At 64.3% G+C, this 25,164-nt stretch carries 22 protein-coding genes; 10 read left to right on the plus strand and 12 right to left on the minus strand.

Annotated elements, in window-relative coordinates; all coding sequences use genetic code 11:
- Positions 1 to 73 precede the first annotated feature (73 nt).
- The gene (locus FIU94_RS20035; protein ID WP_152467580.1) at positions 74 to 976 is read right to left on the minus strand and encodes a LysR family transcriptional regulator; all 903 of its coding nucleotides are present in this window, start codon (positions 974 to 976) and stop codon (positions 74 to 76) included.
- Between the two features lie 83 nt (positions 977 to 1,059).
- On the opposite strand from FIU94_RS20035, the gene FIU94_RS20040 reads away from it, so the two are divergent.
- Positions 1,060 to 1,965 carry a DMT family transporter gene (locus tag FIU94_RS20040; RefSeq protein ID WP_152467581.1) on the plus strand — a complete coding sequence of 302 codons (906 nt, stop codon included), beginning with the start codon at positions 1,060 to 1,062 and terminating at the stop codon, positions 1,963 to 1,965.
- 12 nt (positions 1,966 to 1,977) lie between these two features.
- On the opposite strand, the gene FIU94_RS20045 is transcribed toward FIU94_RS20040, so the two are convergent.
- The 8 genes from FIU94_RS20045 to FIU94_RS20080 form a co-directional block, all read right to left on the minus strand.
- Positions 1,978 to 3,741, minus strand: a complete 1,764-nt coding sequence (locus FIU94_RS20045; protein WP_152467582.1) for an AMP-binding protein — start codon at positions 3,739 to 3,741, stop codon at positions 1,978 to 1,980.
- Between the two features lie 11 nt (positions 3,742 to 3,752).
- The gene (locus FIU94_RS20050; protein ID WP_152467583.1) at positions 3,753 to 6,134 is read right to left on the minus strand and encodes an amidase; all 2,382 of its coding nucleotides are present in this window, start codon (positions 6,132 to 6,134) and stop codon (positions 3,753 to 3,755) included.
- Positions 6,134 to 6,850, minus strand: coding sequence for an ABC transporter ATP-binding protein (locus tag FIU94_RS20055; protein WP_152467584.1), 717 nt, complete (start codon positions 6,848 to 6,850; stop codon positions 6,134 to 6,136). The genes FIU94_RS20050 and FIU94_RS20055 overlap by 1 nt, the downstream gene beginning before the upstream one ends.
- Positions 6,843 to 7,868 (minus strand): branched-chain amino acid ABC transporter permease, encoded by a 1,026-nt coding sequence (locus FIU94_RS20060; RefSeq protein WP_152467585.1) that lies wholly within the window; start codon positions 7,866 to 7,868, stop codon positions 6,843 to 6,845. The genes FIU94_RS20055 and FIU94_RS20060 overlap by 8 nt, the downstream gene beginning before the upstream one ends.
- Positions 7,868 to 8,734, minus strand: a complete 867-nt coding sequence (locus FIU94_RS20065) for a branched-chain amino acid ABC transporter permease (RefSeq protein ID WP_152467586.1) — start codon at positions 8,732 to 8,734, stop codon at positions 7,868 to 7,870. The genes FIU94_RS20060 and FIU94_RS20065 overlap by 1 nt, the downstream gene beginning before the upstream one ends.
- A gap of 63 nt (positions 8,735 to 8,797) precedes the next feature.
- Positions 8,798 to 10,018, minus strand: a complete 1,221-nt coding sequence (locus FIU94_RS20070; RefSeq protein WP_152467587.1) for an ABC transporter substrate-binding protein — start codon at positions 10,016 to 10,018, stop codon at positions 8,798 to 8,800.
- A 43-nt stretch (positions 10,019 to 10,061) separates the two neighbouring features.
- Positions 10,062 to 11,669: a flotillin domain-containing protein gene (locus tag FIU94_RS20075; RefSeq protein WP_152467588.1), complete on the minus strand. Its 1,608-nt coding sequence runs from the start codon at positions 11,667 to 11,669 to the stop codon at positions 10,062 to 10,064.
- A 130-nt stretch (positions 11,670 to 11,799) separates the two neighbouring features.
- Positions 11,800 to 12,963: a substrate-binding domain-containing protein gene (locus tag FIU94_RS20080; RefSeq protein WP_254702712.1), complete on the minus strand. Its 1,164-nt coding sequence runs from the start codon at positions 12,961 to 12,963 to the stop codon at positions 11,800 to 11,802.
- 54 nt (positions 12,964 to 13,017) lie between these two features.
- Between FIU94_RS20080 and FIU94_RS20085 the strand changes: the two genes are divergently transcribed.
- Positions 13,018 to 13,440 (plus strand): MarR family winged helix-turn-helix transcriptional regulator, encoded by a 423-nt coding sequence (locus tag FIU94_RS20085; RefSeq protein WP_172975984.1) that lies wholly within the window; start codon positions 13,018 to 13,020, stop codon positions 13,438 to 13,440.
- 63 nt (positions 13,441 to 13,503) lie between these two features.
- On the opposite strand, the gene FIU94_RS20090 is transcribed toward FIU94_RS20085, so the two are convergent.
- Positions 13,504 to 14,100, minus strand: a complete 597-nt coding sequence (locus tag FIU94_RS20090) for a helix-turn-helix domain-containing protein (RefSeq protein ID WP_152467589.1) — start codon at positions 14,098 to 14,100, stop codon at positions 13,504 to 13,506.
- Positions 14,101 to 14,244: 144 nt separating this feature from the next.
- Between FIU94_RS20090 and FIU94_RS20095 the strand changes: the two genes are divergently transcribed.
- Genes FIU94_RS20095 through FIU94_RS20125 form a run of 7 tightly spaced genes read left to right on the plus strand, consistent with a single transcriptional unit; the run spans position 14,245 to position 22,070 of the window.
- Positions 14,245 to 15,390 carry an FAD-binding oxidoreductase gene (locus FIU94_RS20095; RefSeq protein WP_152467590.1) on the plus strand — a complete coding sequence of 382 codons (1,146 nt, stop codon included), beginning with the start codon at positions 14,245 to 14,247 and terminating at the stop codon, positions 15,388 to 15,390.
- A complete protein-coding gene (locus FIU94_RS20100; protein WP_152467591.1) occupies positions 15,387 to 16,670 on the plus strand; it encodes a TRAP transporter large permease in 1,284 nt (427 codons plus the stop codon). The genes FIU94_RS20095 and FIU94_RS20100 overlap by 4 nt, the downstream gene beginning before the upstream one ends.
- A 33-nt stretch (positions 16,671 to 16,703) precedes the next feature.
- The gene (locus FIU94_RS20105; RefSeq protein ID WP_152467592.1) at positions 16,704 to 17,675 is read left to right on the plus strand and encodes a TRAP transporter substrate-binding protein; all 972 of its coding nucleotides are present in this window, start codon (positions 16,704 to 16,706) and stop codon (positions 17,673 to 17,675) included.
- Positions 17,676 to 17,688: 13 nt separating this feature from the next.
- Complete coding sequence (locus tag FIU94_RS20110; RefSeq protein WP_254702708.1) at positions 17,689 to 18,204, plus strand: TRAP transporter small permease; 516 nt, start codon at positions 17,689 to 17,691, stop codon at positions 18,202 to 18,204.
- Positions 18,201 to 19,649, plus strand: coding sequence for a M81 family metallopeptidase (locus FIU94_RS20115; RefSeq protein ID WP_152467594.1), 1,449 nt, complete (start codon positions 18,201 to 18,203; stop codon positions 19,647 to 19,649). The genes FIU94_RS20110 and FIU94_RS20115 overlap by 4 nt, the downstream gene beginning before the upstream one ends.
- A gap of 13 nt (positions 19,650 to 19,662) precedes the next feature.
- A complete protein-coding gene (locus FIU94_RS20120) occupies positions 19,663 to 21,165 on the plus strand; it encodes an amidohydrolase family protein (RefSeq protein WP_152467595.1) in 1,503 nt (500 codons plus the stop codon).
- The gene (locus FIU94_RS20125; RefSeq protein WP_152467596.1) at positions 21,162 to 22,070 is read left to right on the plus strand and encodes a GTP-binding protein; all 909 of its coding nucleotides are present in this window, start codon (positions 21,162 to 21,164) and stop codon (positions 22,068 to 22,070) included. Before FIU94_RS20120 ends, FIU94_RS20125 begins: the two co-directional genes overlap by 4 nt.
- Positions 22,071 to 22,136: 66 nt before the next feature.
- Here the strand turns inward: FIU94_RS20125 and hemC are convergent, their stop codons facing one another.
- The gene (gene hemC, locus FIU94_RS20130) at positions 22,137 to 23,087 is read right to left on the minus strand and encodes a hydroxymethylbilane synthase (RefSeq protein WP_152467597.1); all 951 of its coding nucleotides are present in this window, start codon (positions 23,085 to 23,087) and stop codon (positions 22,137 to 22,139) included.
- Positions 23,088 to 23,183: 96 nt separating this feature from the next.
- Here hemC and hemE point away from each other — a divergent pair, with 96 nt between their 5' ends.
- Complete coding sequence (hemE, locus tag FIU94_RS20135) at positions 23,184 to 24,224, plus strand: uroporphyrinogen decarboxylase (protein WP_152467598.1); 1,041 nt, start codon at positions 23,184 to 23,186, stop codon at positions 24,222 to 24,224.
- A gap of 9 nt (positions 24,225 to 24,233) precedes the next feature.
- Here the strand turns inward: hemE and FIU94_RS20140 are convergent, their stop codons facing one another.
- Positions 24,234 to 24,923 (minus strand): hypothetical protein, encoded by a 690-nt coding sequence (locus FIU94_RS20140; RefSeq protein WP_152467599.1) that lies wholly within the window; start codon positions 24,921 to 24,923, stop codon positions 24,234 to 24,236.
- Between the last annotated feature and the right edge of the window lie 241 nt (positions 24,924 to 25,164).

Genomic DNA, 25,164 nt, shown 5'->3' on the forward strand with positions numbered 1-25,164 from the left:
CCGGCCCGACGGATCACTCAGGCAAAGGTTAATGGCAGTCGCGGCACAGGAACAATTCCAATCCCGCCCCTGCTTATTCCGCCGGGTTATCTGGCCCGCTCTCGTCCAGCAGCGCCAGGAAGGGCTGCAGCACCGGCAGCGCCGCACTCTCCGACCAGATCATGCAGACCTCGATCTCCGGCACGTCGCCATCGAGCGCGAGATAGCGCACCCCTGCCCGCTCCATCCCCAACATGGAACGCGGCACCAGCGAAATGCCCAGACCCGCCGCCACCATTCCCAGAATGGTGGGCATCTGGATCGCCTCCTGGAAAATCCGCATGGGTCGGCCCTGCGCCGCGTAGCAATCCGCAACTTTGTCGTAATAGGCGGGGGCGAAGTGGCGCGGGAACAGGATCAGCGGCGCATCCGCAAGGCTGCCGAAATCCACCCGGTCCCTGCCCTGCGCCGCCCAGGCCGCCGGCACCGCCGCCACCAGCGGCTCGCACAGAAGCCGGCGATGCGCCAGCGGCGGGCGGAATGCCCCGGCGGGGCGGATCACGATACCGGCGTCGATCTCGCCTTTCTCCAGCGCCTCGACCTGCACATCGCTGGTCGCCTCGCGCAGCTCCACCCGCACATCGGGCCGGGCGCGGCGATACCGGCAGACGAGGTCGGGCAACAGCGTGAAGCTGGCGATGCTGACAAAGGACAGGCGCAGGACACCGGTTTCGCCCCGCGCCGCGCGCCGGGCGATCTGCGGCAGCGCCTCGGCATCCGCCAGCAACCGGCGGGCATGGCCCAGCCAGACCTGTCCGGCGGGCGTCAGCGCGACCCGCTTGCCGCCCCGGTCGAACAGCACCGCGCCGATGCTCTGTTCCAGACTGCGGATCGACATGCTCAGCGGGGGCTGGGTCATGTTCAGCCGCGCCGCGGCACGGGCGAAATGCAGCTCTTCGGCAACCGCGACGAAATGTTTGAGCTGGCGCAGGTTCAAGCCGGTATCCGATATGTTTTCTGTATTGGTTCAGCCTGTACAATATTATTCCCATTGCTTCCGGCCAACCCTAACCTGCCCCCATGAACAAGCCCGCCCAGACCACCGCCGCGGAGACGCCCGAACGCACCAGCGCCGGGATCATCCTGATGTGCGCCGGTGTCGCCTGCCTCAGCGCGAACGATGCGCTGGCGAAATTCCTGGTCGCGGATCATGCGCCGCTGCAAATCCTGTTCCTGCGCAACGTGATCGCCCTGCCCTTTGCCTTGGCCCTGGTCCTCGTGCTTGGCGGGCGGGGCGCGTTGCGCTCGCACAAACCGGCGGCGCATCTGGTGCGCGGCGTTCTGTGGATCGCCGCCACGATCCTTTTCTTCACCAGTTTCCGACACCTCGAACTGGCCGAAGCGACCGCGCTCATCTTTGTCGCGCCGCTGTTCATCACCGCGCTGTCCGCCCTGTTCCTGGGCGAGATCGTGGGCAGGCGGCGCTGGCAGGCGGTCATCGTCGGCTTCATCGGCGTGCTGATCGTGATCCGGCCCGGCAGCGCGGCATTCCAGCCGGTGTCGCTGCTGCCGGTCCTGACCGCGCTGATCTATGCGGTGCTGATGCTCAGCGCACGCTGGGTCGACAGCCGGGAAAGCGTCTGGACCATGCTGCTGTATCTCACGGGCACAAGCGCGGTGCTGAGCGCGCTGATCGTGCCGTTCTTCTGGACCCCGGTCCGGCCGGAGACCCTGTGGCTCTTCGTCGCCATCGCCTTGTCCGGCACCGCAGGCATGACGATGATGACACAGGCCTTTCGCCTCGCCCCCGCAGGGATCGTCGCGCCGCTGGATTACACCGGCATCGTCTGGGCCACCGCCTTTGGCTGGCTGATCTGGCGCGAAGTACCGGATGCGCCCGCTTTCATCGGCGCGGGCGTCATCATCTGCAGCGGCTTGTTCGTCATCTGGCGCGAACACCGCCCGGCCAAACCGCCGGGCCCCTGACCCGGCACGCGGTCAGCCGCCCTGCAGGCCCAGCTCTTCGACCATACGGTCGCGCATGACGAACTTCTGCGGCTTGCCGGTGATGGTCATCGGCAGCTCTTGGACGATCCGCACATGACGGGGCACCTTGAAATGGGCGATGTTGCCCTGGCAATGGGCCACCACCGCCTCGGGCGTCAGGGTGCTGTTGCGCCGGGGGATCACCCAGGCGCAGACCTCTTCGCCCAGCCTGTCGTCCGGAATGCCGAAAACCTGCACGTCGCTGATGTCGGGATGGCTGTACAAAAACTCCTCGATCTCGCGCGGATAGATGTTCTCGCCGCCCCGGATGATCATGTCCTTGACCCTGCCGGTGATCGCACAGAACCCGTCGTCATCCAGCACCGCCAGGTCCCCGGTGTGCATCCAGCCGTCGCGGATCGCCTCGGCGGTGCGGGCGTCGTCCTCCCAATAGCCCTTCATCACCGAATACCCCCGCGTGCACAGCTCGCCCTGGGTGCCCGCCGGCACGATCTGTCCGTCCTCGTCCACAATCTTGACCTCAAGATGCGGATGCACCCGACCCACGGTCTCGCACCGCTGGCGCACGGTATCATCCACGAAGCTCTGGAACGACACCGGCGAGGTTTCGGTCATGCCGTAGCAGATCGTCACCTCCTTCATGTTCATCCGGTCGTTCACCCGTTTCATCACATCCACCGGACAGGGCGCGCCCGCCATGATACCGGTGCGCATCGACGACAGATCGCGCGGCACCTCGTCCAGTTTCTGCAGCATCGCCACGAACATGGTCGGCACCGCATAAAGCGCGGTGCACCGTTCCGCGGCCAGCGCGTCCAGCGTCTGGTCCGGGTCGAAGGCTTCACCCGGAAAGACCATGGCCGCGCCCTTGCTGACCGCGCCCAGCACGCCCATCACCATGCCAAAGCAATGATACAGCGGCACCGGGATCGCCAGCCGGTCGTTCTCGGTCAGCCGGATGCGGTCGGTGACAAAGCGCCCGTTGTTGAGGATGTTGTAATGTGACAGGGTCGCCCCCTTAGGCTGCCCCGTGGTGCCCGAGGTGAACTGGATATTGATCGCATCGTCCGGCTGCAACGTCCGGTCGATCTCGGCCAGGCGCAGCTGCTGCGCCGGACCGCCCAGGGTCGAAACCTCGTCAAAGCTCCAGACCCCCTTGTCGCCCGCCTGATCGCCCATCACCACCACATGCCGCAACTGCGGCAGGCGCGCCGCGTGCAGGCGGCCCTTTTCGCAGCTGTCGAGTTCCGGTGCGAGGCTGCGCAGCATCTCGACGTAGTTCGACGTCTTGAAGGACCGCGCCAGAACAAGCGCGGTGCAGCCGACCTTGTTCAGCGCATATTCCAGTTCGGACAGGCGATAGGCCGGGTTGATGTTCACCAGGATCACGCCGATCCGCGCCGTGGCGAACTGGGTCAGCACCCACTCCACCCGGTTCGGAGACCAGATGCCCAGCCGGTCGCCCTTGGCCAGCCCCATCGCCAGCAGGCCCGAGGCCAGCGCATCCACCGCCCGGTCGAGGTCATAATAGCTGAGCCGCGCGTCGGGAAAGACCAGCGCGTCGCGCGGACCGTACCGCGACACCGCGTCGCGCAGAAGCTGCGGAATCGTTGCATAGGCGAGCGGCGGTTTGCTGCCCCCCCGTACATAGGATTTGCCGTCCTGCGGCGCCAGGTCGGCAGCGGTCTCCGCCGCCCCCTCGTCCAGACCAAAGTTCTGGATGCGACCGGCGATGCTCTCATTCAGAATGGTCATCCGAAGTCTCCTCACATGCTGCGCCAGTCGCCCGATTGTTCAAAGGCATGGGCGGCCTGGTAGATCTTCATCTCGCCGTAGTGCGGGCCGACCAGCATCATCCCGATGGGCAACCCCTCGCAAAAACCGCAGGGCAGGCTCATCGCCGGAAGGCCGCCGTTGAACGGCGCAGTATTCGCCACCATCTCAAACGCCCGCTGAACATACAAGCTCAACGAACAGTCGGCGGGCGGATGCGGCTGCGGTTTGATCGGCAGGGTCGGCATCAGCAACAGGTCGTACTGCTTCAAGGCAGCAAGATAGCGGTCATTGCAGCGTCGCATGATGTTCTGGGCCTTGCCGTAGAATCGTCCCCGGTACTGGCGTTGGAAATGTTCACCCACGAACATGCAGGTCTTCAGCGAATGGCTCAACTCATCGGCCCGACCGCGCCACTGGGCCATGTGGTCCGTCATCGACGGCAGGAACAGCCCGCGATAGTTGGTCCCGGTGGAATTCCCCCACATCATCCCGTCCTGAAGCCCCTCCAGGGTGATTGCGGTCCAGGCGTCCATCGCCACATGATGCTCGGGCACTGACACCTCTTCGACCCGCGCGCCCAGGTCGCGGAACCGCTCTGCCGCCCGCATCACCTTCTGGTCCACGTCCGGTTCCGAATTGGGATGCCCGAAGCCTTCCTTCAGGATGCCGATGCGCATGCCCTGCGCCCCGCGCCCCAGCGCCTCTGTATAGCTGAATACCTTTGGCTTGTACTGGCGCGGGTCCAGACCATCCTCGCCCGCCAGCACCTCCAGCAACAGCGCGTTGTCGGCGACCGTGTTCGTCACCGGACCAAGGTGGTCGATGGTCTGTTCGATCGGCATCGCCCCGGTATAGGGCACCAGTCCATGCGTGGGTTTCATCCCATAGCAGCCGCAGTTGGAAGCGGGGATGCGGATCGACCCGCCCTGATCGCCGGCGATGGCCATGTCCACCTCTCCCGCCGCCACCAACGCCGCCGACCCGGACGATGACCCGCCTGCCATGTAGCCGCGCTTCCAGGGGTTGTGCACCGGCCCCTTTGCATTGGTATGCGACCCGCCCGACAGGCAGAAGTTCTCGCAATGCGCCTTGCCCGCGATCACCGCGCCCTCGTCCAGCATCCGGGTGACAATGGTGGCGTCGATCTCGGGGGTGTAGCCCTCCATGATGGATGAGCCATTCATCATCGGCACCCCGGCCAGGCAGATCGTGTCCTTCAGCGCGATCCGCTTGCCGCGCAGCCGCCCGTCGGGCGCCCCGCGCACCTCCGTCTTGACGTACCAGGCGTTCAGCGGATTGTCGGACGGGGCCGGAAAATGCCCCGGACTGCGCGGATAGCGGACCTCCGGCAGGTTGTCGGGCATGGCGTCCAACCGGTCATAGGCCTGCATGTAGGGCTCTATGATTTCGGTATATTCCTGCAGGTCAGCGTCCGACAGCGACATGCCAAAGCGGTCGGCCATGCTGCGCATCTGGACCAGAGTGGGGCGTCTGATGGTCATTGAAGTCACCGTTGATGCAAATGTTGAGGGAGGCTCAGGCGCTGCACGCGGCTGGCGCATGTCCGGGGGCGGCGGCACAGCGGGCGTGCCCGCGTGCCGCGCGGGGCCGGGTGCGGGACCATGACCGCCGCGCGTGCCACGGGCCGCACCGAAGCCGAGGAAGCTGTCCACCTTCGCCCGGTCCGACAAGTCCGCCCGGCTCAGGGTTCCGGTGATCCGCCCCCGTTCCAGCACCAGCACGCGGTCCGACAAGTCCGCGATAAAGTCGAAATTCTGCTCGACCATCAGGATCGACAGCCCGCGCTTGTCGCGCAGCTTCAACAGGGTCTCGGACATCTCTTCGATGATCGACGGCTGGATGCCCTCGGTCGGCTCGTCCAGCAACAGGAACGCCGGGTCGCCCATCAGGCAGCGCGCCAGCGACAAAAGCTGCTGTTCGCCCCCGGACAGCGCCCCGCCGTCGCGGTCCAGCAACCGGGTCAGGCGCGGAAAATCGGCCAACACGTTTTCCATCACCTCAGCCTCGGTTCCCGCGCCATAGTCATGCCAGGCAAAGCGCAGGTTGTCGCGCACCGACAGCTGCGGGAAAATCCCCCGCCCCTGCGGGACATAGCCCAGCCCCAGCCGCCCACGTTCGTTCGGCGGCAGGCGGGTGATGTCGGTCTGGCCGAACCGGATGCGCCCGGCGGTTGGCGGCAGGAACCCCATCAGCGTCTTCAGCAGCGTTGTCTTGCCCATGCCGTTGTGCCCCAGCACGCCGACAACCTCGTTCGCCGCGACATCCAGGTCGATGCCATGCAGGATCGGCACCCGGCCATACCCGCCCGAAAGACCACGGGCCGACAGCAGTGTCTCTTCGTCTTGATCCATCAGCTCTTCTTCCCGAGGTAGACGGCCCGCACCCGGGCGTCGGACATCACACGGTCCACGTGGTCCTCCATCAGGACCGCGCCTTGATGAAACACCGTCACTTGGTTCGCGATGGCGCGGATGAACTGCATGTCATGCTCAACGATCACCACCGCCGCCGTCCGGGTCAGATCGTGGATGATCGCCGTCATCCGTTCCACGTCCTGCGCGCTCATCCCCGCCGCGGGTTCGTCGAGCAGCACCAGCCAGGGGTCTGAGACCGCGACCAGCCCCAGCTCCACCCGCTGCCGTTCGCCGTGGGCCAGCTGCCCCAGAGGGGTGCGGGCGATGTGTCCCAGCGCCAGCCGCGCGATCATCTCGTCGGTGCGCGCGCCCGCTTCCGCCACCGCATGAAACCGCCTTGCGGCGAGCCAGATGTTTTCGTGTACGCTCAGCGCGTCCAGCACATTGGGCTTCTGGGTCTTGATCCCGACCCCCAGCGCCGCGATCTGGTGCGGCTGCCAGCCGGTCACATCCTGCCCCCTCATGAAGACATGGCCCTCTGTCGGGGTCAGCAACCCTGTCACGCATTTGAAAAAGGTCGATTTGCCCGCACCGTTCGGCCCGATCAGGCAGCGCAGTTCGCGGGATTTCAGCTTGAAGTTCACATTGTCGCTGGCGGTCACGCCGCCGAACCGCATGGTCAGCCCGTGGGTTTCCAGCACCGTCTCAGCCATGCCGCACCCTCCGCATCCGGCGGGCATCCGGCTTGCGCCTTGCGCGGCCCGAAACCGCCTGGATCAGCGCCGCCGCCGCAGGGGCCAGCCCGCGGGGCAGGAACAGCACGAACAGCACCAGGATCAGCCCGGTAATCAGTGTGTTGTCGATCACGCTCTGCTGGCCCAGCAGGAACTTGAGATAGGCAAGCCCCGCCGCGCCCAGGATCGGCCCGATCCGGGTGCCCAGTCCACCGACGATGCACCAGATGATAATCTCGGCAGATTGCCCCAGCGAGAACAGGTTCGGCGTGACGATTTCGGCCCAGTTGGCGAACAACGCCCCGGCCAGCCCCGCGATGGCGGCACCGATGGCGAACAGCACCGTCTTGCGCGCCGCCACGTCGTATCCCATCAGCCCCATCCTGGTCTCGTTCTCGCGGATACCAAGCGCAATGCGCCCAAAGGACGACCGGAGCAGCCAGCTGACCAGCAAAAACACGATCACCAGCAATACGGCACAGACGTAGAAATAGGGATCGCCCCAAATGTACGCTCCCGGATCGCCCGGCACGTTGAGGGTCTGGAAACCGGGGATGCCGTTGAACCCACCCAGCCGGGCGCTGCCGATGGTGTATTGCGGCCCGGCGGTGGAGTTGACGAACTTGAACAGGATCAGCGTCACCACCAGCGTGATCACACCCAGGTAGACATCCCCCAACCGCCCGTAGAACATCATCGCGCCCAGCAGCGCGGCAAAAATGGCGGGCACCGCGACGGCCAGCAGCATCGGCAGGGTGCTTTCGCCGATGTTGATCGCCGCTATGGCGTAGGTATAGGCGCCGAGGCCAAAGAACGCCGCCTGCCCGAAACACAGGATCCCGCCAAAGCCCCAGATCAACCCCAGGCTGAGGCCCAGCATCCCGTAGATCACCAGCACCGTCAGCGTATAGGTGCCGATCAGCATCGGCAGGGTCCAGATCATCAGGGCCGAGACCACCAGCGTCAGCAGAACCTCCCGCGCGACTGTCCGCGTCATCACAGCTTCCCCTTGAACAGCCGCGCGGTGATGCCCTGCGGCATGGCCCGCAGCAGGATCACGGCCGCCACCAGCAGGGCGACTTCGCCGATCACAGGCGATACGGCAAAGCTGAAGACCTGGCTGACGACGCCAAAGCTGGCGGCGGAGCTGACCAGCCCGGCGATCAGCGCCGGACCGCCCGCGATCACCGTGATGAACGCCTTGGCGATGTAGGCCCCGCCCGAGGTGGGCACCAGCCCCACCAGCGGCGCCAGCACCGCCCCCGCCAGCCCCGACAACGCCGAGCCGCAAAAGAACGTGGCCATGTAGATGCGGTCGGGGCTGTAGCCCAGGGCGGCAGCCATGTCGGCCCGCTGCATCGCACCGCGCGCGATCAGCCCCGCGCGCGTGCCCCGCAGCACCGCGTACATGCCCGCCACCAGCAGCACCGAGACCACGATAATGAAAAAGTTGTAGCCGTTGATCTGGTAGGCCCCGACGGCGAAACCGGGAATCGGGGTTGAAATGCCGGTGGTGGTATTGCCGAAGATCATCGTCGCCAGCCCGATGAACACCAGGCTCAGTCCCCATGTCGCCAGCATCGTGTCCACCAGCCGCCCGTACAGGTGCCGGATCACCAGACGTTCGACCACAAGCCCGATAAGCCCCACGATCAGCGGCGCGATCACCAGCATGGCGACAAAGACGTTCACGCCCAGTCCGACAGCGGTGATGGTCACGTAGCCGCCCATCATCATGAACTCGCCATGCGCGAGGTTGATCACCTTCATCATGCCGAAAACCACGGCAAGGCCCGCGCTGATCAGAACCAGCGACGCCACCGCGTAAAGGATCTCGACAAGGATAACGAAACTCAGGTCCATGATGACCGCCTGGAAATGGGGACCGGGGCAGGCTGAACCGCCCCGGCCCGTGGGAGGGACGGATCAGATCTCGATCTCGTACTGCGTATTGTCGTCGGGGTTGGCCCCCAGGTCGCAGACGGCCTGCGTGTCGATCGGCGCGCGCTGGGGCAGCGTTTCCATCACCGCCATCTTCTGGTCTCGCATCTCCATCAGGTGGACATCCAGAATGGCGTGGTGGGTCTGCGGATCGACCGTCACTTTGCCGCCCGGTCCGGTAATCGAGATCCCCGTCTCCAGCGCCTCGACCACCGCGTCATGGGCGATGCTGTCGGCCTGACGCACGCCTTCGGCCCAGGTGTGCAGCCCGTGATAGTGCGACACCGCGATTTCATGCATCGACTGGTCGCCGTCGAACATCTCCGCCCACCGCGTCTTGAAGGCGGCGTTCTCTGGCGTGTCCAGTTCCTGACTGTAGTTGTAAGCACACATGATCCCGTTGCCTTCTTCCGGGGTCAGCACCTTGTGCTCGTTGCCTACCCCCAGCGTCGTGGACGCCAGCGCGATCTTATCCTTCATGCCCGCGGCGGCCCACTGGCGGAAGAACGACAGGTGCGGCCCGCCCACCAGCGGCGCGATGACCAGATCGGGCGCCGCCGTCTGAACCTTGGCGATGGTCGATCCGAAATCGCTCACGTCCAGCGGAAAGAAATCGGTGCCCACCACGTCGCCGCCGTTGTCGCGCACGAATTTCTCGATCCAGCGGGCGGTGATCTGGCCATAGTTGTAATCGGCTGCAAGGATATAGACCTTCTTGCCCGAGTTCTTCATCGCGTAGGGCACCAGTGCCTCGACCTGCTGGGCGGGGGTCACCCCGTTGATAAAGATGTTGCGGTCGCAGACTCCGCCCTCGTAGAGCACGTTGTAAAAATAGAGCGTGCCGGACTTGCGCATGGTCTGGCGGATCGCCTCGCGCGAGGCGGACAAGATGCCGCCGTGTACCACATCGACGCGGTCCTGCCGGGTCAGTTGCTGCGCGTACTGCGAATAAAGCGCCATGTCGGATTGGGTGTCATACTCCACCACCTCGACCTCGCGGCCCAGCAGGCCGCCGGCCTCGTTGATTTCGGCCACGGCCAGCTGCGTCGCCATCGCCATCGGCTTGCCGTAGGCGTCAAAGGGGCCGGACTGGTCCAGGATGGACCCCAGCCGGATCGTATCAGCGGCCAGCGCCACCCGTGGTAGCAGGCCCGCCGTGGTCAGGGCGGCGGCACCGCCAAGCAGTTCTCTTCTGTTCAGAGACATCGTATGTCCTCCGTTGGTCAGTTTCAGTGTTGGTGACCAGGGATCACTCCTTGGCGGTCTCGGGGTCGTCCTTGGCCTTGATGCGGTTGGCGTAATCGGCGGTGCGCCCCGCGTTGGCGATGTCGAAATCCAGTCCGATCTCTTCGCCCATCTGCTTCATCGCGGGCAGGCGCACGGCCATGCCCAGGATCTGGTCCATCGCGGCGCCAAAGGCGCTGTCGATGCCGCCGCCCTCACCCTGCGACCCGCCGATGCCGCTACCGATCTGGTTGATGCGGATCGAGTCGATCTTTTCCACAGGCTTCATCATCTGGGTCATGATCTCGGGCATCCGGTCCAGCTTGCGCTCTTCCAGCCGCATCCGGATCACCGCGTCGCTCAGGGTGTTCTCGGCCTGGTTCAACGCCGCGCGCCCGGCCGCCTCGGCCTCCATCGCAGCCTTCTCGGCGTTGGCGGTCGCGGTCCGGGCCGATGCATCCGCCTGCGCCCGCGCCAACAGCGTGCTGACGTCGCTCTTGACCCGCGCGTCCTCCAGTTCCAGGTCGCGGGCCTGCTTGAGGCTGGCGATCTCGCGCTCGCGTTCGGTCACCGCACGCTCCTTGCGGGCCTGCACGCTCTCTGCGGCGAGGATCACCTGCGCCCGTGCCTCCTCTTCCTCGGCCTGGGCCTTGGCTTCCTTGGCACGGGACTGGGCCAGCCGAATGGCGTTGGCGATCTTGGCCTCCTCCAGTTCCAGCAGCGCCTTCATCTCGGCCTTGCGCAGCGCCTCGTCCGCCGACACCTGCGCCGCCTTGGCCTCCTGTTCCTCGCGGATGCGAATGGTCTCGGACGCGCGGTGCTGCTCGGCGCGGGACCGGGCGGACCGGCTTTCAGCTTCCGCCTCCAGCCGCGCAAGGTGCTCGTGCTGCGCGATCTCCGCTTCCCGCTCGGCGCGCTGCAGCTCGATCTGGCGCTGGTGTTGGGCCAGACGATGCTCGCGCACCGCGATCTCGGTACTGGTCTCGACCGCGATCCGGGCCTTGCGTTCTTCGGCGACCAGTTCGGCCAGCCGCCGCATCCCCCTCGCGTTGAAGCTGTTGTTCTCGTCGCGCTGCGCGAAATCGCTCTGATCCACCGACACCAGCGCCGCCGTGACCAGCTCCAGCCCCAGCCGCTCCGCGTGCTCGGCCACCATCGCCGCCACCTCGCGGGTATAGGCCGCGCGGTCGATATGAATGTCGTTGATCCCCCGCGCCGCCGCTGCAGTCTGAACGGCATTGGCCAACGGCCCTGCCATCACCTCTTCGAAAGCCTCGCCGCCCCGCGCCACCCGATGGCCAAAGGCCTGCGCGGCGGTCGCGATGCTGGTCGCATCCGACCCCACCCGCAGCTCGAACTCCATGACCAGATCGGCGCGCAGCGCGTCTGCGGTCAACACCGCATCGCGCCCTGTGCGCGCCAGTGTCACTGCCGCCGTCTGCATCGACACCCGCTGGATCCGATGCACGATCGGCAAGGCCAGACAGCCCCCGTCGGTCAGCACCCGCCGCCCGCCCATCCCGGTGCGGACCAGCGCCGTCTCAAGCGTCGCCTTGGCGTAGAACCGTTGCAGGAACCAAATCCCGATCAGCAGGACCGCGATGATAACGACGAATGCCAGCAGCCAGTACAATGTAATCCCTCCGGTCGCGCCCTGCCCCGCCCCACGGGGTCATGGCCTGTAGCACCGACGGTGGGCGATTTTAATTTCCATTTCAAGTTTTTATTTGAATTGGAAATAAAAATCTTCTGTTCTGATTGAATTACAATAACTTGAAGTCGCTGAATTGGACACCGTCAGCCCGCGCGAGGTAGACGTCGGGCCTTTTCAGTCCGGCATCGCGTGCATAGGACCGGCCGCTGGGATGGATCACCGGCAGGATGTCGCGGCTTGACCGCAGGTGCCAGACCGCCGGATAGTCGCGCAGCAGCGCGGCGAGATAATGCAGCCCCTCGTACGTGGATTGCCCGATCGCGTTGAGCGCCGGAGCGGCATCGCCATGCAGCCCGAAATACCGCTCCTTGAAACCGGCATTCGCGTCTGTCGTGATCGACCCGAAATAGGACGAGACGGAAAACATCCGTTCCAGATTGCCCCTCCCGCAAGCCATCAGCCCGTTTTCCTCCAGCGCGCAGGACAGACGCACCGCCTTGCGGTGCAGCCCGCGCCTGCCGAACTGACGATTGAAATTCACGGCATCCTGCCCCACCAGCGACACCAGCACCGCCTCCGCGCCCGAGGCTTCGACCCGGTCCACCAGACCCGACAGGCTGGGCAAACCGAAAGGGACGTAACACTCCATCGCCAGGTCGACACCTGCCGACTTGAGAAAGCTCTTGGCCAGCGAATGCGAACTGCGTGGCCAGACATAATCGTTGCCCACCATCGCCCAGCTGCGCGGCCGGTACTTGGCCTGCAGCGCCGCCATTGCCGGGGCCAGCTGTACCGCCGGCGTCTCGCCGATGGCGAACAGGCCCGGCGTCGTCTCTCCGCCCTCGTAAAGCGGTGTGTAGATATAGGGGATGCGCTGGCGCACCACCTTGGACAGCCGTTGGCGCACCGCGCTCAGGTGCATGCCCACGATGGCGTCGATGGCGTTCAACTCGATCAGGTCGTTCACCGTCTCTTCGATCGGCTCATCCGCCTCGACGGCGGCGTCTATCATGATCAACTGAACCCGCCGCCCGCCGATCCCGTCTTTGCGGTTCAGCTCCGCCGCCGCGACCTGTGCGCTGGAAATGCAGGACGGCGCCCAGATCCCCGCCGAGCCGCACATGGGGATCAAGAGCGCCACGCGAAAGCTGCCGGAGGCGGCCAGAAGACCGCTTGCGCGGAAATCCGCCAGCTCGATGGGCAGTGCAGCGTCTTCTTTCTTGTGTCCCAGCGCCCGTCTCCCCGGATCAGGATGACAACCCTCACATTCCAATTGAAGCCAGTTTCCAAGTCAACTATTTTAAGAGCCGAGCAACCAGGCGGACCGATGACCAAAGAGCCGATGACTTTCGAAAGACATTTGTCCTACGCGCTCGAAGCGGCGCATCGCACGGTCAGCACTTCGCTGGCGGCACGGCTCAAGGCGCATGGCCTTCAGATCCCCGCCTGGCGCGTGATGGAATGCCTGGACAGCGACGAGCGTCTGACCATGGGGGAACTGGCCCGGCGGGCCCTGCTCAACCCCCCCGCATTGAGCAAACTGGTGGACCGCATGGTATCCGAAGGGCTGGTGCATCGTCAGATTTCTGCCGTGGATCAGCGTCAGGTCAACCTGCTGTTGACCAACCTGGGCCGCCGCAGGATGCTGCAGATCCGCGAGGACGCCGAGGACCAGAACCGCGCCCTGGTCGAACTGCTCGACTCCAAAAACGGCGAGACGTTGCGCAAATTGCTGTCGAAACTCGCCTGACGCTCGCTGAACCGAGGCGCGGCATCCTGACAGTCACGCGTTGCCGACCGTCCGGTACCGACCCTAGCCTGCTGACGGCAGCCGCTGCGGATCGGTACAGACACAGATAACTTCCGCTTCTTCCGCACCGGTGCTCAGATAGGCGTGACCCATCGTACTGTCGAGGTAGATGCATTCCCCGCTCTGCAGGGTCACGGGCGCGTAGAATTCGGTGTGCACTTCGACCACGCCTTTCAGCACGATCAGAAACTCTTCGCCGCCATGCTCTTCAAGACCGCCGAACCTGTGAATGTCGGACGTCTTGATCCGCGCGCGAATGGGCACCATGCGCTTGTTCTTCAGTTCCGAACACAGGTACTTGTATTCGTAGTTGTCGGTATCAATGACGATCCCGTCATCCTGCCGCGAAGGCGCCATACGGCTGTTGGGTGCCGGCTTGTCATAGTCGCTTTGTTCATCCCCGATCAATTGCCCGATGGACATTTCCAGCCCGTCGGCAAGTCGCAGCACCTTGTCCAGCGTGGGTGACAGCGTTCCGTTTTCGATCTTGGAAATCGTCGACAGCGATACACCGGACAGCGCCCCCAGGGTGCTGAGCGTCATCTGCCTGGACTTGCGCAAGTGCCTGAGCCGCGCGCCGAGCGCCTGAGCTGTGGTCATGAAAGCTGGGTCTCCGGTTTTGGTGGAAGTGATCTAAACCGGATTCAGAGAAAAGGAAATTATTTTCGTATACGAGAAATTTTTCTTGCATCGGGCAGGTACTTCCCTAGCCTGCAGGAAAGGGAATCGACCGAAGGGGCCGCAATGCCGGGTCAGCGACAGTCAGTGGATGCAATCGTCATCGGGGCGGGAATCGCGGGCGCCTCGGTCGCGGCGCATCTGGCGGCCTCCCTGCGGGTTTTCGTGCTCGAAATGGAGAACCAGCCGGGATACCACACCACGGGCAGGTCCGCGGCGGTCTTCGCACCAAGCTACGGTCCCGATGGCGTACGCGCCCTCACGCGGGCCTCCCGGCCATTCTTTGACAATACCCCGGCGGACTTTGCCACGGCGTCGCTGTTTTCCCCTCGCGACATCCTGATGATCGCGCGCGAAGATCAACTTGACGCGCTGGATGCTTTGATCGCTTCGGTCTCTGACGGCACGCTCGTCGAGAAGCTGGCAGCGCCCAGGTTGCAGGACCACCAGCCCCTTCTGCGCAGCGGATATGCAGCGGCAGGGATGCTGGACCGGGGCGGCCAGGACATCGACGTCGCCGCGCTGCATCAGGGATATCTGCGGTTGCTTCGCGCGCGGGGTGGCCGCGTGATAACCAACGCCGCGGTCGAGGGGCTGAGCCGTCAGGGCGGCGATTGGGTGATCGAGACCCGCACGTCGGGCACCCTGACCGCAGGCATCGTGGTGAACGCGGCAGGGGCCTGGGCCGACAGGATCGGTCGGCTGGCCGGGGCCGAAGATATCGGTCTGGTCCCCAAGCGTCGAACCGCGATGGTGGTTGCGGAACCCGCGAATTTCACGCGGCGGGATGCGCCGATCACCGTCGACGTCGAGGAGGATTTCTATCTCAAACCCGATGCGGGCCGCTTGCTGATTTCCCCGGCGGATGAAACGCCGACGGTGCCATGTGATGCCCAGCCCGACGAAATGGATGTGGCAATCTGTGCAGACAGGATCATGACCGCCTTCAATCTCGATATCAGGCGGATCGAAAACAAATGGGCGGGGTTGCGCAGTTTCGTGGCCGACAAGGAGCCCGTTATCGGATATTCCGGGGTCGCCGACGGCTTCTTCTGGATGGCGGGCCAAGGCGGCTATGGCATTCAGTCAGCCCCTGCCGCAGCGGAAGTCGCCGCCTCTATGATCCTGGGCAAACCCTTGCCCTCCGGAACGGTCGATGCAGGCTTCGATCCGTCGCGGGTTGCGCCCGGACGCCTGGCGGTAGCCGCGTGATCTGGATCGTGCCTCTGGTCGCGGCGGCGTTTCTCGCCTGCGGTCTCGCCCTGGCCTATGTCATCGGCGGGGCGGCGGTGCTCAGCTTTGTGATTTCCGACAATACCCGGTATCTGGCGGTCCTGCCGCAAAAGGTCTTCTCGCAGATCAGCGTGTTTTCACTGCTCGCCATGCCGCTGTTCATCCTTGCAGGCGAGTTGATGAACCGGGGCGGCGTGACCAAATCGCTGATTGACCTGTCAATGGCCCTGATCGGACGTCTGCGCGGCGGGTTGGGACATGTGAACATCATGACGAGCGTGTTCTTCGCCGGTATCTCCGGCTCTGCCGTGGCGGATGCGGCGGCCTTGTCGAATACGCTTGTGCCCGCCATGCGCGAACGGGGCTATACTGCGGAATACGCCGGTGCGATCACCGCGGCGTCCTCCATTATCGGGCCGATCGTTCCGCCTTCCATCATTCTGATCTTCTATGGCGCGCTGATGCAAACCTCGGTCGCCGCACTCTTTGTCGCCGGGATCATGCCCGGTCTGCTGCTCGCCGCCGCACTGTTCGTCGTGAATGGGTTCTATGCTTGGCGCGACGACCATCCCCGCGTGGAAAAGGGCGACGCCCCCAATCTGTTCAAGGCGGTCTTTGCCGCCCTGCCCGCCCTGTGTCTGCCTATCATCATCGTGGGCGGCATCGTGCTGGGCTGGATGACCCCGACCGAAGCGGCGTCGGTCGCGGTATTCACGGCAATCGTGGCGGCGTTCTTCTATTCGCCGCTGACCCCTTCCGACCTGTGGGAAAGCTTTTCCCGCACAGCGATTCTGACCGGGTCGATCTTCATGATCCTCTGTGCAGTGGCGGCCTTCGGCCATCTTGCCGCGCTGGAACGCATCCCGCAGGCCATCGCCGGACTGGTCGATCAATTGGGCCTTGGCCCGGTCGGTTTCCTTCTGGTGATGAACCTGCTGTTCATCATTGCGGGCATGGTGATGGACGTGCCCGTGGCTTTGGCGCTGCTGGTGCCGCTGTTGGCCCCCGTCGCATTGGCGAACGGCGCAGACCCCGTGCATCTGGGCATCGTGATCTGTTTCAACCTCTGCATCGGCCTTGTCTCGCCCCCGCTGGGGGGCTGCCTGCTGATCGTTTCTACCGTCACAGGCGTGAACTACTGGAAACTTGCCCGCGCGGTGATGCCCTTTGTCTGTGCCGAAATCATCGTTCTGGGCGTGCTGGTTTTCACGCCCGAGATCAGCCTGTGGCTGCCGCGAACGCTGGGGCTTTGGAGATAACTCAAGACCAAACCAACATGGGAAGGAAACAAAATGGAAATGCCGAAAATTCTATCTGCCACTCTCGTTGCCGCGGCCTTGGCACTGCCCGCAACGGCCGAGGTCAAGATCGCGCTCGACAGCCCGCCGGATCTGGAAAAATCCGGGACATACATGTGGGCGCATACCTTCGGCGAATACCTGAATGCCAACGGCATGGAAGCGGTGGAATACGAGCGCAACTCGCTGGGCGAAGAAGCGGAACGACTGGACCAGGTCAGCCAGGGGCTTCTTGAAGTTTCGATGTCCGATGCAAAGTCTGCGGGAACGCTCGACGCCACGATCAACGGGGCGATGATGCCCTACTTCTTCGACGGGATGGAGCAGCTCGATGCCGCCCTCGATGAAGGGGGCATGCTGGAACAGATCAACGCCGGAACCACGCCAAAAGGCGTTCGCGTGCTTGATATTGTCTATACCGGCACCCCTACCGGCATCTTTACCACTGAAACGCCGATCCGCACATTCGACGACCTGGCCGGCGTTCGGATGCGGGCGCTAGACGAGGTGCAGATCAACACCTTCGAAAACTGGGGGGCCAAGGGCACCATCGTATCCTGGTCCGAAGTGCCCAACGCGCTGCAAACCGGGGTTGCGGGCGGCTACATCAACCCGGCTTTCGTACCGCTGACCTACGGGCATACGTCCTTCATCAACTACTTTACCAACGCCAGGATGAGCCCCTCTGTCCGCGTCGCGATCGCGTCCGAGGATTGGTATCAGGGCCTCTCCGACGAGGAGCGTACAACCGTGCAGGAGGCGGTCGATGCAGCACATGCCGCCAACCGAAAGCTGGTCTCGGACGACACCGAGGTCCTCAAGCAGTTGCAGGACGCGGGAATCGAGGTGATCGAACTGAGCCCCGAGGAACGCCAGAAATTCCGCGAGGCGAGCCAGTCGATCTACGAGTCGACGGACATGCCCGAAGGCGCGCTTGACGCCTGGAACGCAGCGGTCGGGCGCTGATCGAATGCGGGCGATGGCACAGATGCTGGACCGGCTGTCCGCGGGGCTGAACCGTGCAGCACTGCTTGGTGCCGCCATCGCGGTCGCGGTCATGCTCTTTGCCGCCGGCTGGCAGGTCATCGCCCGCTATCTTCTGAACCAGCCACCCGTCTGGACCGAGGAACTTGCCCGTTTCTCGATGGTCTGGGGCGGATTGCTGGGCGCGACCTGTGCCTTTCGCTTCCGCAGCGATCCGACGCTGTTTCCCGAGGCCCTGAATACCACGGGCACACGCGGGCTGATCGCCACTCTGATACGGGCACTTGGGGTGCTTTGCTTTATCCTGCCGATCCTGTGGTTCAGTTTTCTTGGCCCGGGGGCCAATCCCGCGCGGGGATATCTTGCACGGTTGGCCGGGCGGCAGACCGAAACGATGGATCTGCCAATGGTGGTTTTCGGGATCGCGATCCCCCTCGCCTTTATCCTCATCCTTGTGCATGTGCTGGCTGAAATCGCCCGCGCCCTTGCCGAACTGAAAGACACCCGATGAAACTCTTCATGGCGTCGCTGGCGACCGAAACCAATTCCTTTTCTCCCATCCCCACAGGCTGGAGCGGGTTCAGGGAACATCTGCACACCAAGGAGGCCTCACGCGGCGGTGCGGGTCTTTATGCCGCCGCCGTCACGGTCTGGCGGCAACGTGCCGAGGCGCTGGAATGGGAGGTTGTCGAAAGCCTGTCCACCTACGCACAGCCCGCAGGACCCACGGTGCGCCACGTCTATGAGGACATGCGCGACGACATCCTGAACGATCTGAAAGCCGCCATGCCGGTGGATGTGGTTTTGCTGTCGATGCACGGCGCCATGATCGCGCAAGGTTACGACGATTGCGAAGGCGATATGCTGGGCCGGGTGCGCGCCATCGTCGGGCGTGACGCCAAGGTGGGGCTGGAAATCGACCCGCATTGTCACCTGACCGACGCGATGATGGAGAACGCGACGGCCATCATCTGCTACAAGGAATATCCCCACATCGACGTGACCGAACGCGCCGAAGAGCTGTTCACCATCTGCGCCGATGCGGCGGCTGGCAAGACCGATCCGGTCATGCGGGACCATGACTGCCGTATGATGGCCATGTACCACACTCCGTTCGAACCCATGCGCGGCTACGTCGACCGGATGAGCGCGATGGAGGGCAAGGACGGCGTTCTGTCGGTTTCGCTGGCGCATGGCTTTCCCTGGGGCGACAGCCCGCGCTGCGGCACGCGGACGCTCGTCATTACCGACGGCGATGCCGCGCTTGCCGCAGACCGCGCAAAGGCGCTGGGTCAGGAGCTTTGGGATATGCGCGATGATCTGCGCCGGTTCCCCGCAATGGACGAAGGGCTGGACCGCGCCGTTGCATCAGACGCGGCACCCATCGTGCTGGCCGATTTCGCGGACAACGCGGGCGGCGGGGCGCCATCGGATTCCACATTCGTGCTGAAGGCGGTTCTGGACCGGGGCCTGCGCGACGTGGCCATCGGCACGTTCTGGGATCCGGTGCTTGTGGGCATGTGTATCGACGCAGGTGTCGGGGCCGTCATGGATGTGCGCGTGGGCGGAAAGATCGGGCCGATGTCCGGGGACCCCGTGGATCTGACAGTCACCGTGCGCGGCATCGTCCATGATGCCCTGCAACATCTGGGGAAGGCCGCGATGAACATGGGCGATTGCGTCTGGCTCGAAACCGAGGGGGTGCATCTGGTGCTGAACACCCGCCGCACGCAGACTTTTCATCCAGAGGCGTTCGAGAACCTCGGGATTGACCTGTCGGCGATGAAATACGTGATCGTGAAATCTTCGCAGCACTTCTATGACGGGTTCGCACCCATCGCGGCCGAGGTCATCCACCTTGGCACCCCGGGTGCGATCACCCCCGATTTCGCCAACCTGCCGCTGACCAGGCGGGACGGGAACTATTGGCCCAGGGTGGACAACCCCTTCGCATGAACAGGAGACCGGAATGCCAGATACCCCGGACATCGTGATCCGTCAGGGCCGCGTCATGGACCCCGAAACTGGTTTCGATCAGATCTGTGACGTGGCGATCAAGGGAACGCGGATCATCCAGGTCGGCGAGGTTTCGCAAACCGGTGCGCGCGAAATCGACGCGACGGGTCTGATCGTGGCACCCGGTTTTGTCGATATTCACGCCCATGGCCAATCGGTCGCCGCAGACCGGATGCAAGCCTTCGACGGCGTGACGACCTCGCTTGAGCTCGAGGTCGGCGCGCTCCCCGTCTCGGGATGGTACGAAAGGCAAGCGGGCATCCCCCGTGCGCTGAACTACGGCACCGCAGCTGCGTGGATTTTCGGGCGCAAGGCGGCGATGGGGGCGATTGATCTGAATGCAGACCTTCACCCCATCGACCAGATGGGTGCCGGTGCCGACGATATGCGCTGGTCGCTCGATGCGGCGGATGCAGATCAGACGGCCGCCATCGTCGCGCATGTCCGGCAAGGACTGGAAGAAGGCGCCATCGGCATCGGCATCCCCAATGGCTACGCCCCCGGCGCAGGGGTCAAGGAAATGACCGAAATCTGTGACCTGGCATTCGAATACGGCACGCCAACCTTCACCCATATCGCCTATCTCAGCAATATCGACCCGCAAAGCTCGGTCGACAGTTACGTGCGGCTGATCGGGCTTGCAGGGGCCACCGGCGCGCATATGCATATCTGTCACCTAAATTCGACGTCCCTGATGGACATCGAAAGGGTGACGCAACTGGTGGCAAAAGCGCAGGAACAGGGTCTGCCCGTCACGACCGAGGCCTATCCCTACGGCACAGGCTCTACCGTGGTCAGCGCCGGGTTCTTTCGCGACCCCGACTTCACCAAACGGACCGGCAGCGATTATTCCGCCGTCGAACTGGTGCACAACCACCACCGCTTTACCGGCCGCGAGGATATCGAAAGGGCACGCGAGAAAGCGCCCGCCGATCTCGTGATGTGGCATTTTCTGGATGTCGAGGTGAACGAGGAACACCGCCGACTGCTCGACCTCTCGGTCACCTATCCGGGCGGGTCAATCGCATCCGACGCCATGCCCTGGATCGAGGAAGACGGCCGCATCTACGAAGGGCTCGACTGGCCGCTGCCAGACCGGCTTTCGGCGCATCCGCGTTCCTCCGCGACCTTCACCCGCTTTCTGGCCAGCTATGTCCGGGACCGCGGGATCGTGCCGCTGATGGAAGGGCTGGCGAAATGCACCATCCTGCCCGCGCGGGTGATCGAAGAATGCGCACCCCAGATGAAACGCAAGGCGCGCCTGCAGGAAGGATGTGACGCGGACATCACGATCTTCGATTTCGACACGCTGCAGGACCGCGCCACCTTCACACAGATGAACCGCGCGTCCGAAGGCGTTCGCCATCTTCTGGTCAACGGAACGGCTGTGATCTCGGACGGCAACCTGCTGACCGGCGCGGCCCCCGGCCAACCGATCCGCCGCGCCCCCGCATGAGCGTTCCGGTACTGGTGATCACCGGCTTTCTCGGCGCGGGAAAGACATCATTGATCAACGCGCTTCTGCAGTCCGATCACGGGCTGCGCATCGCCGCCATCGTCAACGACTTTGGCGCCATCAACATCGACGCGGCGTTGATTGGCCCATCCGTCGATGGCGTGGTCGGCCTCAGGAACGGTTGCATCTGTTGTTCATTGCAAGGCGATCTGCTGCGCACGCTCAGGATCGTGCTGCGTCAATCCCCCCCGCCCCAGCTGATCACCGTCGAAGCCAGCGGCGTCGCCGACCCCTCTGGCATCATTCAGTCCCTGACCGATCCGGCGATCTGGCAGTCCGCACAGCTGCAGACCGTGGTGTGCGTGGTCGACGCCACCGATGCCCCGCACCGTCAGGACGATCCTCTCTGGCAGGCCCAACTCGGCGGCTCTGACGTGCTCATGCTCGCCAAGACAGACATCGCGGAGGCAAAGACGCTCCCTGCCCTGCGGTCGAAGCTGGCCGCCAGCTTCAAGCAACCGCTTCTGGATATCTCCGACGGGCTGCCCCTCTCGGCCCTGCTCGGTCTGCCAGTCGCATCGCGCCGGACGCGTGCCGCGCGCCCGATTTCCGACGATCGCTTTGTCCATGTGGAATGGGAACACGACGCCCCCCTGGCGCTTGACGCCTTCCAGTCCGTGATGGGAACGCTCGCCCCGTCGCTTTTGCGGGCCAAAGGTTTCGTAAGGTTTCGCGGGCAGACGGATCCGATGCTCTTTCAACTCTCCGGCACCCGCGCAACGCTTTCGCGCGCCGACAGTGCCCCGGTCTCCGGATGCCAGCTGGTCCTGATCGGACTGCGAGACACGTTCGACCCTGACAAGGCGGTTTCAGTACTCGACATGCTCAGGGTCCGGGCGGATTGAGCGTCGCAAATACGGCACGGTGCGACCGCTGCATTGTTCCCGCACGGTCAACGCGACGGCTGCGCCCTACCCGCGCCAGTCGAAGAATCCCGCGCCGGCGCGCTCCAGCAACCTGCGCGCCATGTCGTGACCCGCTTGGGCGCCGTCCTCGACCGGGCAGCTTGTGGCGTCGTCCAACGCCTCTGACCCGTCAGGGCGCAGCACCTCACCGCGAAGGTGCAGGGTCCCGCCCTCCAGCATCGCAAGTCCCGCGATGGGCGTCTCGCAAGAGCCGTCGAGTTCCAGCAGAAACGCACGCTCCGCCGCCAGCCGCTGGCCGGTCGTGGCGTCATGCACCGCCTCCAGCATCTCGGCCACGCGGCTATCGTCGATCCGCCGCTCGATCCCGATGGCACCCTGCGCCACGGCGGGCAGCATCGTTTCCGCGTCGATCGCGGTGGCGGGCACGTCGTCCATCATCCGCAACCGGTTCAGCCCCGCCATGGCCAGGAAGGTCGCCGCCGCCACCCCCTGCTCCAGCTTCATCAGCCGGGTCTGCAGGTTGCCGCGAAACTCCACCACCTCCAGATCGGGCCGCCGCAGTTTCAGCTGCGCACGCCGCCGCAGGCTGGAGGTGCCGACAACCGTGCCCTCGGGCAGGTCCGCCAATCCCCTGGCGTTGGGCGAGATGAAGGCGTCGCGCACATCCTCGCGCGGCAGGTAGGTGTCCAGCACCAGCCCGTCGGGCTGAATCGTCGGCATGTCCTTCATCGAATGCACGGCGATGTCGATGCCGCCTGACAGCAGTTCCGCCTCGATCTCGCGGGTGAACAGCCCCTTGCCGCCGATCTCCTTCAACGGGCGGTCGATGATCCGGTCGCCGGTGGTCTTGATCACCACGATGGTAAAGGCCTCAAGCGGCAATTCGAACGCACGCGCCAGCCTTTCGCGGGTCTCCTCCGCCTGCGCGAGCGCCAGCGGCGACCCACGGGTTCCGATCTTCAGAGGGTTCAGCGGGGTGGGCAAGGTCTGGGTCATGCTCACTGGTACCGCTGTGGACCCGGACTGACAACTCCTGTATTCGCACCCCTGAACAGCATGATACCTCAAACATTTCCAGCAAAGAGCACCCCCATGAGCAACACCAAAACCATCCTGCGCGCATTGGCGGGTGAAACACTGCCGGTGCCGCCGGTCTGGATGATGCGCCAGGCGGGGCGCTACCTGCCCGAGTACAAGGCGACCCGTGCGCAGGCAGGCGATTTCCTGTCCCTGTGCTACAATCCCGACCTCGCGGCAGAGGTCACGTTTCAGCCGATCCGCCGCTACGGGTTCGACGCCGCGATCCTCTTTGCGGACATCCTGCTGGTGCCGCAGGCGCTGGGGGCCGATCTGTGGTTCGTCACCGGTGAGGGGCCGCGCCTGTCGACCGTCACCACCCGCGCGGAGGTCGAGGCGCTGAAACCGGCAGAGGCCATCCACGACAAGCTCAGCCCGATCTACGAGACCGTCAAGATCCTGTCCAAGGGCCTGCCCGAGGAGACTACCCTGATCGGTTTCGCCGGGGCGCCCTGGACGGTTGCCACCTATATGATTGCAGGTCGCGGCACGCCGGATCAGGGTCCGGCGCATCAGTTGAAAACCCGCGATCGCCCCGCGTTCGAGACACTTATCGACAAGATCACCGAGGCGACGATCCTGTACCTCTCCGAGCAGATCAAGGCGGGGGCAGAGGTGGTCAAGATCTTTGACAGCTGGGCCGGGTCGTTGCAGGGCGACGATTTCGATGCCTTTTCGCTGACGCCGATGCGCCGGATCACAGAGGCGCTGCACGACATGCACCCCGGCGTGCCCGTCATCGCCTTTCCGCGTGGCGCCGGCACCCGGTACGATGGCGCGCACAAGGCAATCGGGGCGGAATGCATCGCCATTGACGACGGTGTGACGGCAGAATGGGCCGCCGCCCAGGTACAGCCGGACGGCTGTGTGCAGGGCAACCTGAAATCGACCCACATGGTCACTGGCGGTGATGCGCTGGTGTCCGAGACGCGGCGCATCGTCAAGGCGTTTTCAGGCGGGCCGCATATCTTCAACCTCGGTCACGGGATCACCCCGGACGCAGACCCCGAAAATGTCCAGCTGATGATCGACACGCTGCGCGAAGGTCAGCGTTAGAGCCTGTTTTCAGGCGATGACCTCGACGCTGCCGACGCTGTCGTCCACCGACTGACACGCCGTCAGTATGGTTTGCGACAGATGGGTCTGCACATAGGCCGCATGAAACCGGCTGGGCGCGCGCAGGGTCAGCCGCCCCCCTGCCCTGCCGACCCGTACCAATGCGCGCAGCCAGGCGCCGAACTGCCCCTTGTCCTGCTGGTACAGCACCGCCTGCGCCAGCGCCCATTCGTCGCCCGCCCCCATGTCCGGTGGGGTTGCCGCATCGGCCCTGGGGAATGGCACGACCTTTTCCGCCTCAGGGGCCGCGCTGCCCGCATCGAGCCGAACTTCGAAATCAGAGCCTATCGCGGGCCAGATGCCACGTGTCGCGGTGAGCATCGCGTCGGCATCCAGACCGTAGGTCGTCACCCTGCCCCGCGCGCCCTGCCGTTTGACCCGAAACCAGCCCAGACCGCGCAGCTTGGCCATCTCGCGTTTGACGGTGCGTTCGTTGCACGACCAAAGCTGGGCAATCTCGCGCTGGCCGATACACAATTCGTCACGCCCCCAGTTGTAGCGGGCCGTCAGCAGCGTGATCAGCCGCAGTATCAGCCGCTGATCATGTTTGTCCAAAGACAGCGCGTGCGCCCCAAGCGCGGTGATCAGGTCATATTTGCGCGTGGCCGCACCGGGCCCCGCCAAGCGTTTCTGGAGCATCCTGCTGCCCTGCCTCTGTACCGGGATGTAGCCATCCCTTGCCGCCTCGAATCTTCGGGGTCTGTTGCCCCTTTGGGTCATTGATAAAGCGCCAGGTGAAGAAACTCAACGCTTTTCCGATCCGTCCTTTGATTTGCGTCCAAAGCGTCGATTCTGTCAAGACCTCCGGTCCGACCTCGGGAATTTCAAACCTGATGAAAAAGAATATCCTGGTATTAAAGGTATTGGGGGACAGCCAGGG

Origin of the sequence: Sulfitobacter sp. THAF37, assembly GCF_009363555.1 — a bacterium.
In the GTDB taxonomy this organism is placed as follows: domain Bacteria; phylum Pseudomonadota; class Alphaproteobacteria; order Rhodobacterales; family Rhodobacteraceae; genus Sulfitobacter.

Excerpts from the sequence above, each read along its gene's own strand:
- FIU94_RS20040 (WP_152467581.1), top strand. The coding sequence starts at position 1,060 with ATGAACAAGCCCGCCCAGACCACCGCCGCGGAGACGCCCGAACGCACC.
- FIU94_RS20045 (WP_152467582.1), bottom strand. The coding sequence starts at position 3,741 with ATGACCATTCTGAATGAGAGCATCGCCGGTCGCATCCAGAACTTTGGT.
- FIU94_RS20050 (WP_152467583.1), bottom strand. The coding sequence starts at position 6,134 with ATGGATCAAGACGAAGAGACACTGCTGTCGGCCCGTGGTCTTTCGGGC.
- FIU94_RS20055 (WP_152467584.1), bottom strand. The coding sequence starts at position 6,850 with ATGGCTGAGACGGTGCTGGAAACCCACGGGCTGACCATGCGGTTCGGC.
- FIU94_RS20060 (WP_152467585.1), bottom strand. The coding sequence starts at position 7,868 with ATGACGCGGACAGTCGCGCGGGAGGTTCTGCTGACGCTGGTGGTCTCG.
- FIU94_RS20065 (WP_152467586.1), bottom strand. The coding sequence starts at position 8,734 with ATGGACCTGAGTTTCGTTATCCTTGTCGAGATCCTTTACGCGGTGGCG.
- FIU94_RS20070 (WP_152467587.1), bottom strand. The coding sequence starts at position 10,018 with ATGTCTCTGAACAGAAGAGAACTGCTTGGCGGTGCCGCCGCCCTGACC.
- FIU94_RS20085 (WP_172975984.1), top strand. The coding sequence starts at position 13,018 with ATGACCAAAGAGCCGATGACTTTCGAAAGACATTTGTCCTACGCGCTC.
- FIU94_RS20090 (WP_152467589.1), bottom strand. The coding sequence starts at position 14,100 with ATGACCACAGCTCAGGCGCTCGGCGCGCGGCTCAGGCACTTGCGCAAG.
- FIU94_RS20095 (WP_152467590.1), top strand. The coding sequence starts at position 14,245 with ATGCCGGGTCAGCGACAGTCAGTGGATGCAATCGTCATCGGGGCGGGA.
- FIU94_RS20105 (WP_152467592.1), top strand. The coding sequence starts at position 16,704 with ATGGAAATGCCGAAAATTCTATCTGCCACTCTCGTTGCCGCGGCCTTG.
- FIU94_RS20110 (WP_254702708.1), top strand. The coding sequence starts at position 17,689 with ATGGCACAGATGCTGGACCGGCTGTCCGCGGGGCTGAACCGTGCAGCA.
- FIU94_RS20115 (WP_152467594.1), top strand. The coding sequence starts at position 18,201 with ATGAAACTCTTCATGGCGTCGCTGGCGACCGAAACCAATTCCTTTTCT.
- FIU94_RS20120 (WP_152467595.1), top strand. The coding sequence starts at position 19,663 with ATGCCAGATACCCCGGACATCGTGATCCGTCAGGGCCGCGTCATGGAC.
- FIU94_RS20125 (WP_152467596.1), top strand. The coding sequence starts at position 21,162 with ATGAGCGTTCCGGTACTGGTGATCACCGGCTTTCTCGGCGCGGGAAAG.
- hemC (WP_152467597.1), bottom strand. The coding sequence starts at position 23,087 with ATGACCCAGACCTTGCCCACCCCGCTGAACCCTCTGAAGATCGGAACC.
- hemE (WP_152467598.1), top strand. The coding sequence starts at position 23,184 with ATGAGCAACACCAAAACCATCCTGCGCGCATTGGCGGGTGAAACACTG.
- FIU94_RS20140 (WP_152467599.1), bottom strand. The coding sequence starts at position 24,923 with ATGCTCCAGAAACGCTTGGCGGGGCCCGGTGCGGCCACGCGCAAATAT.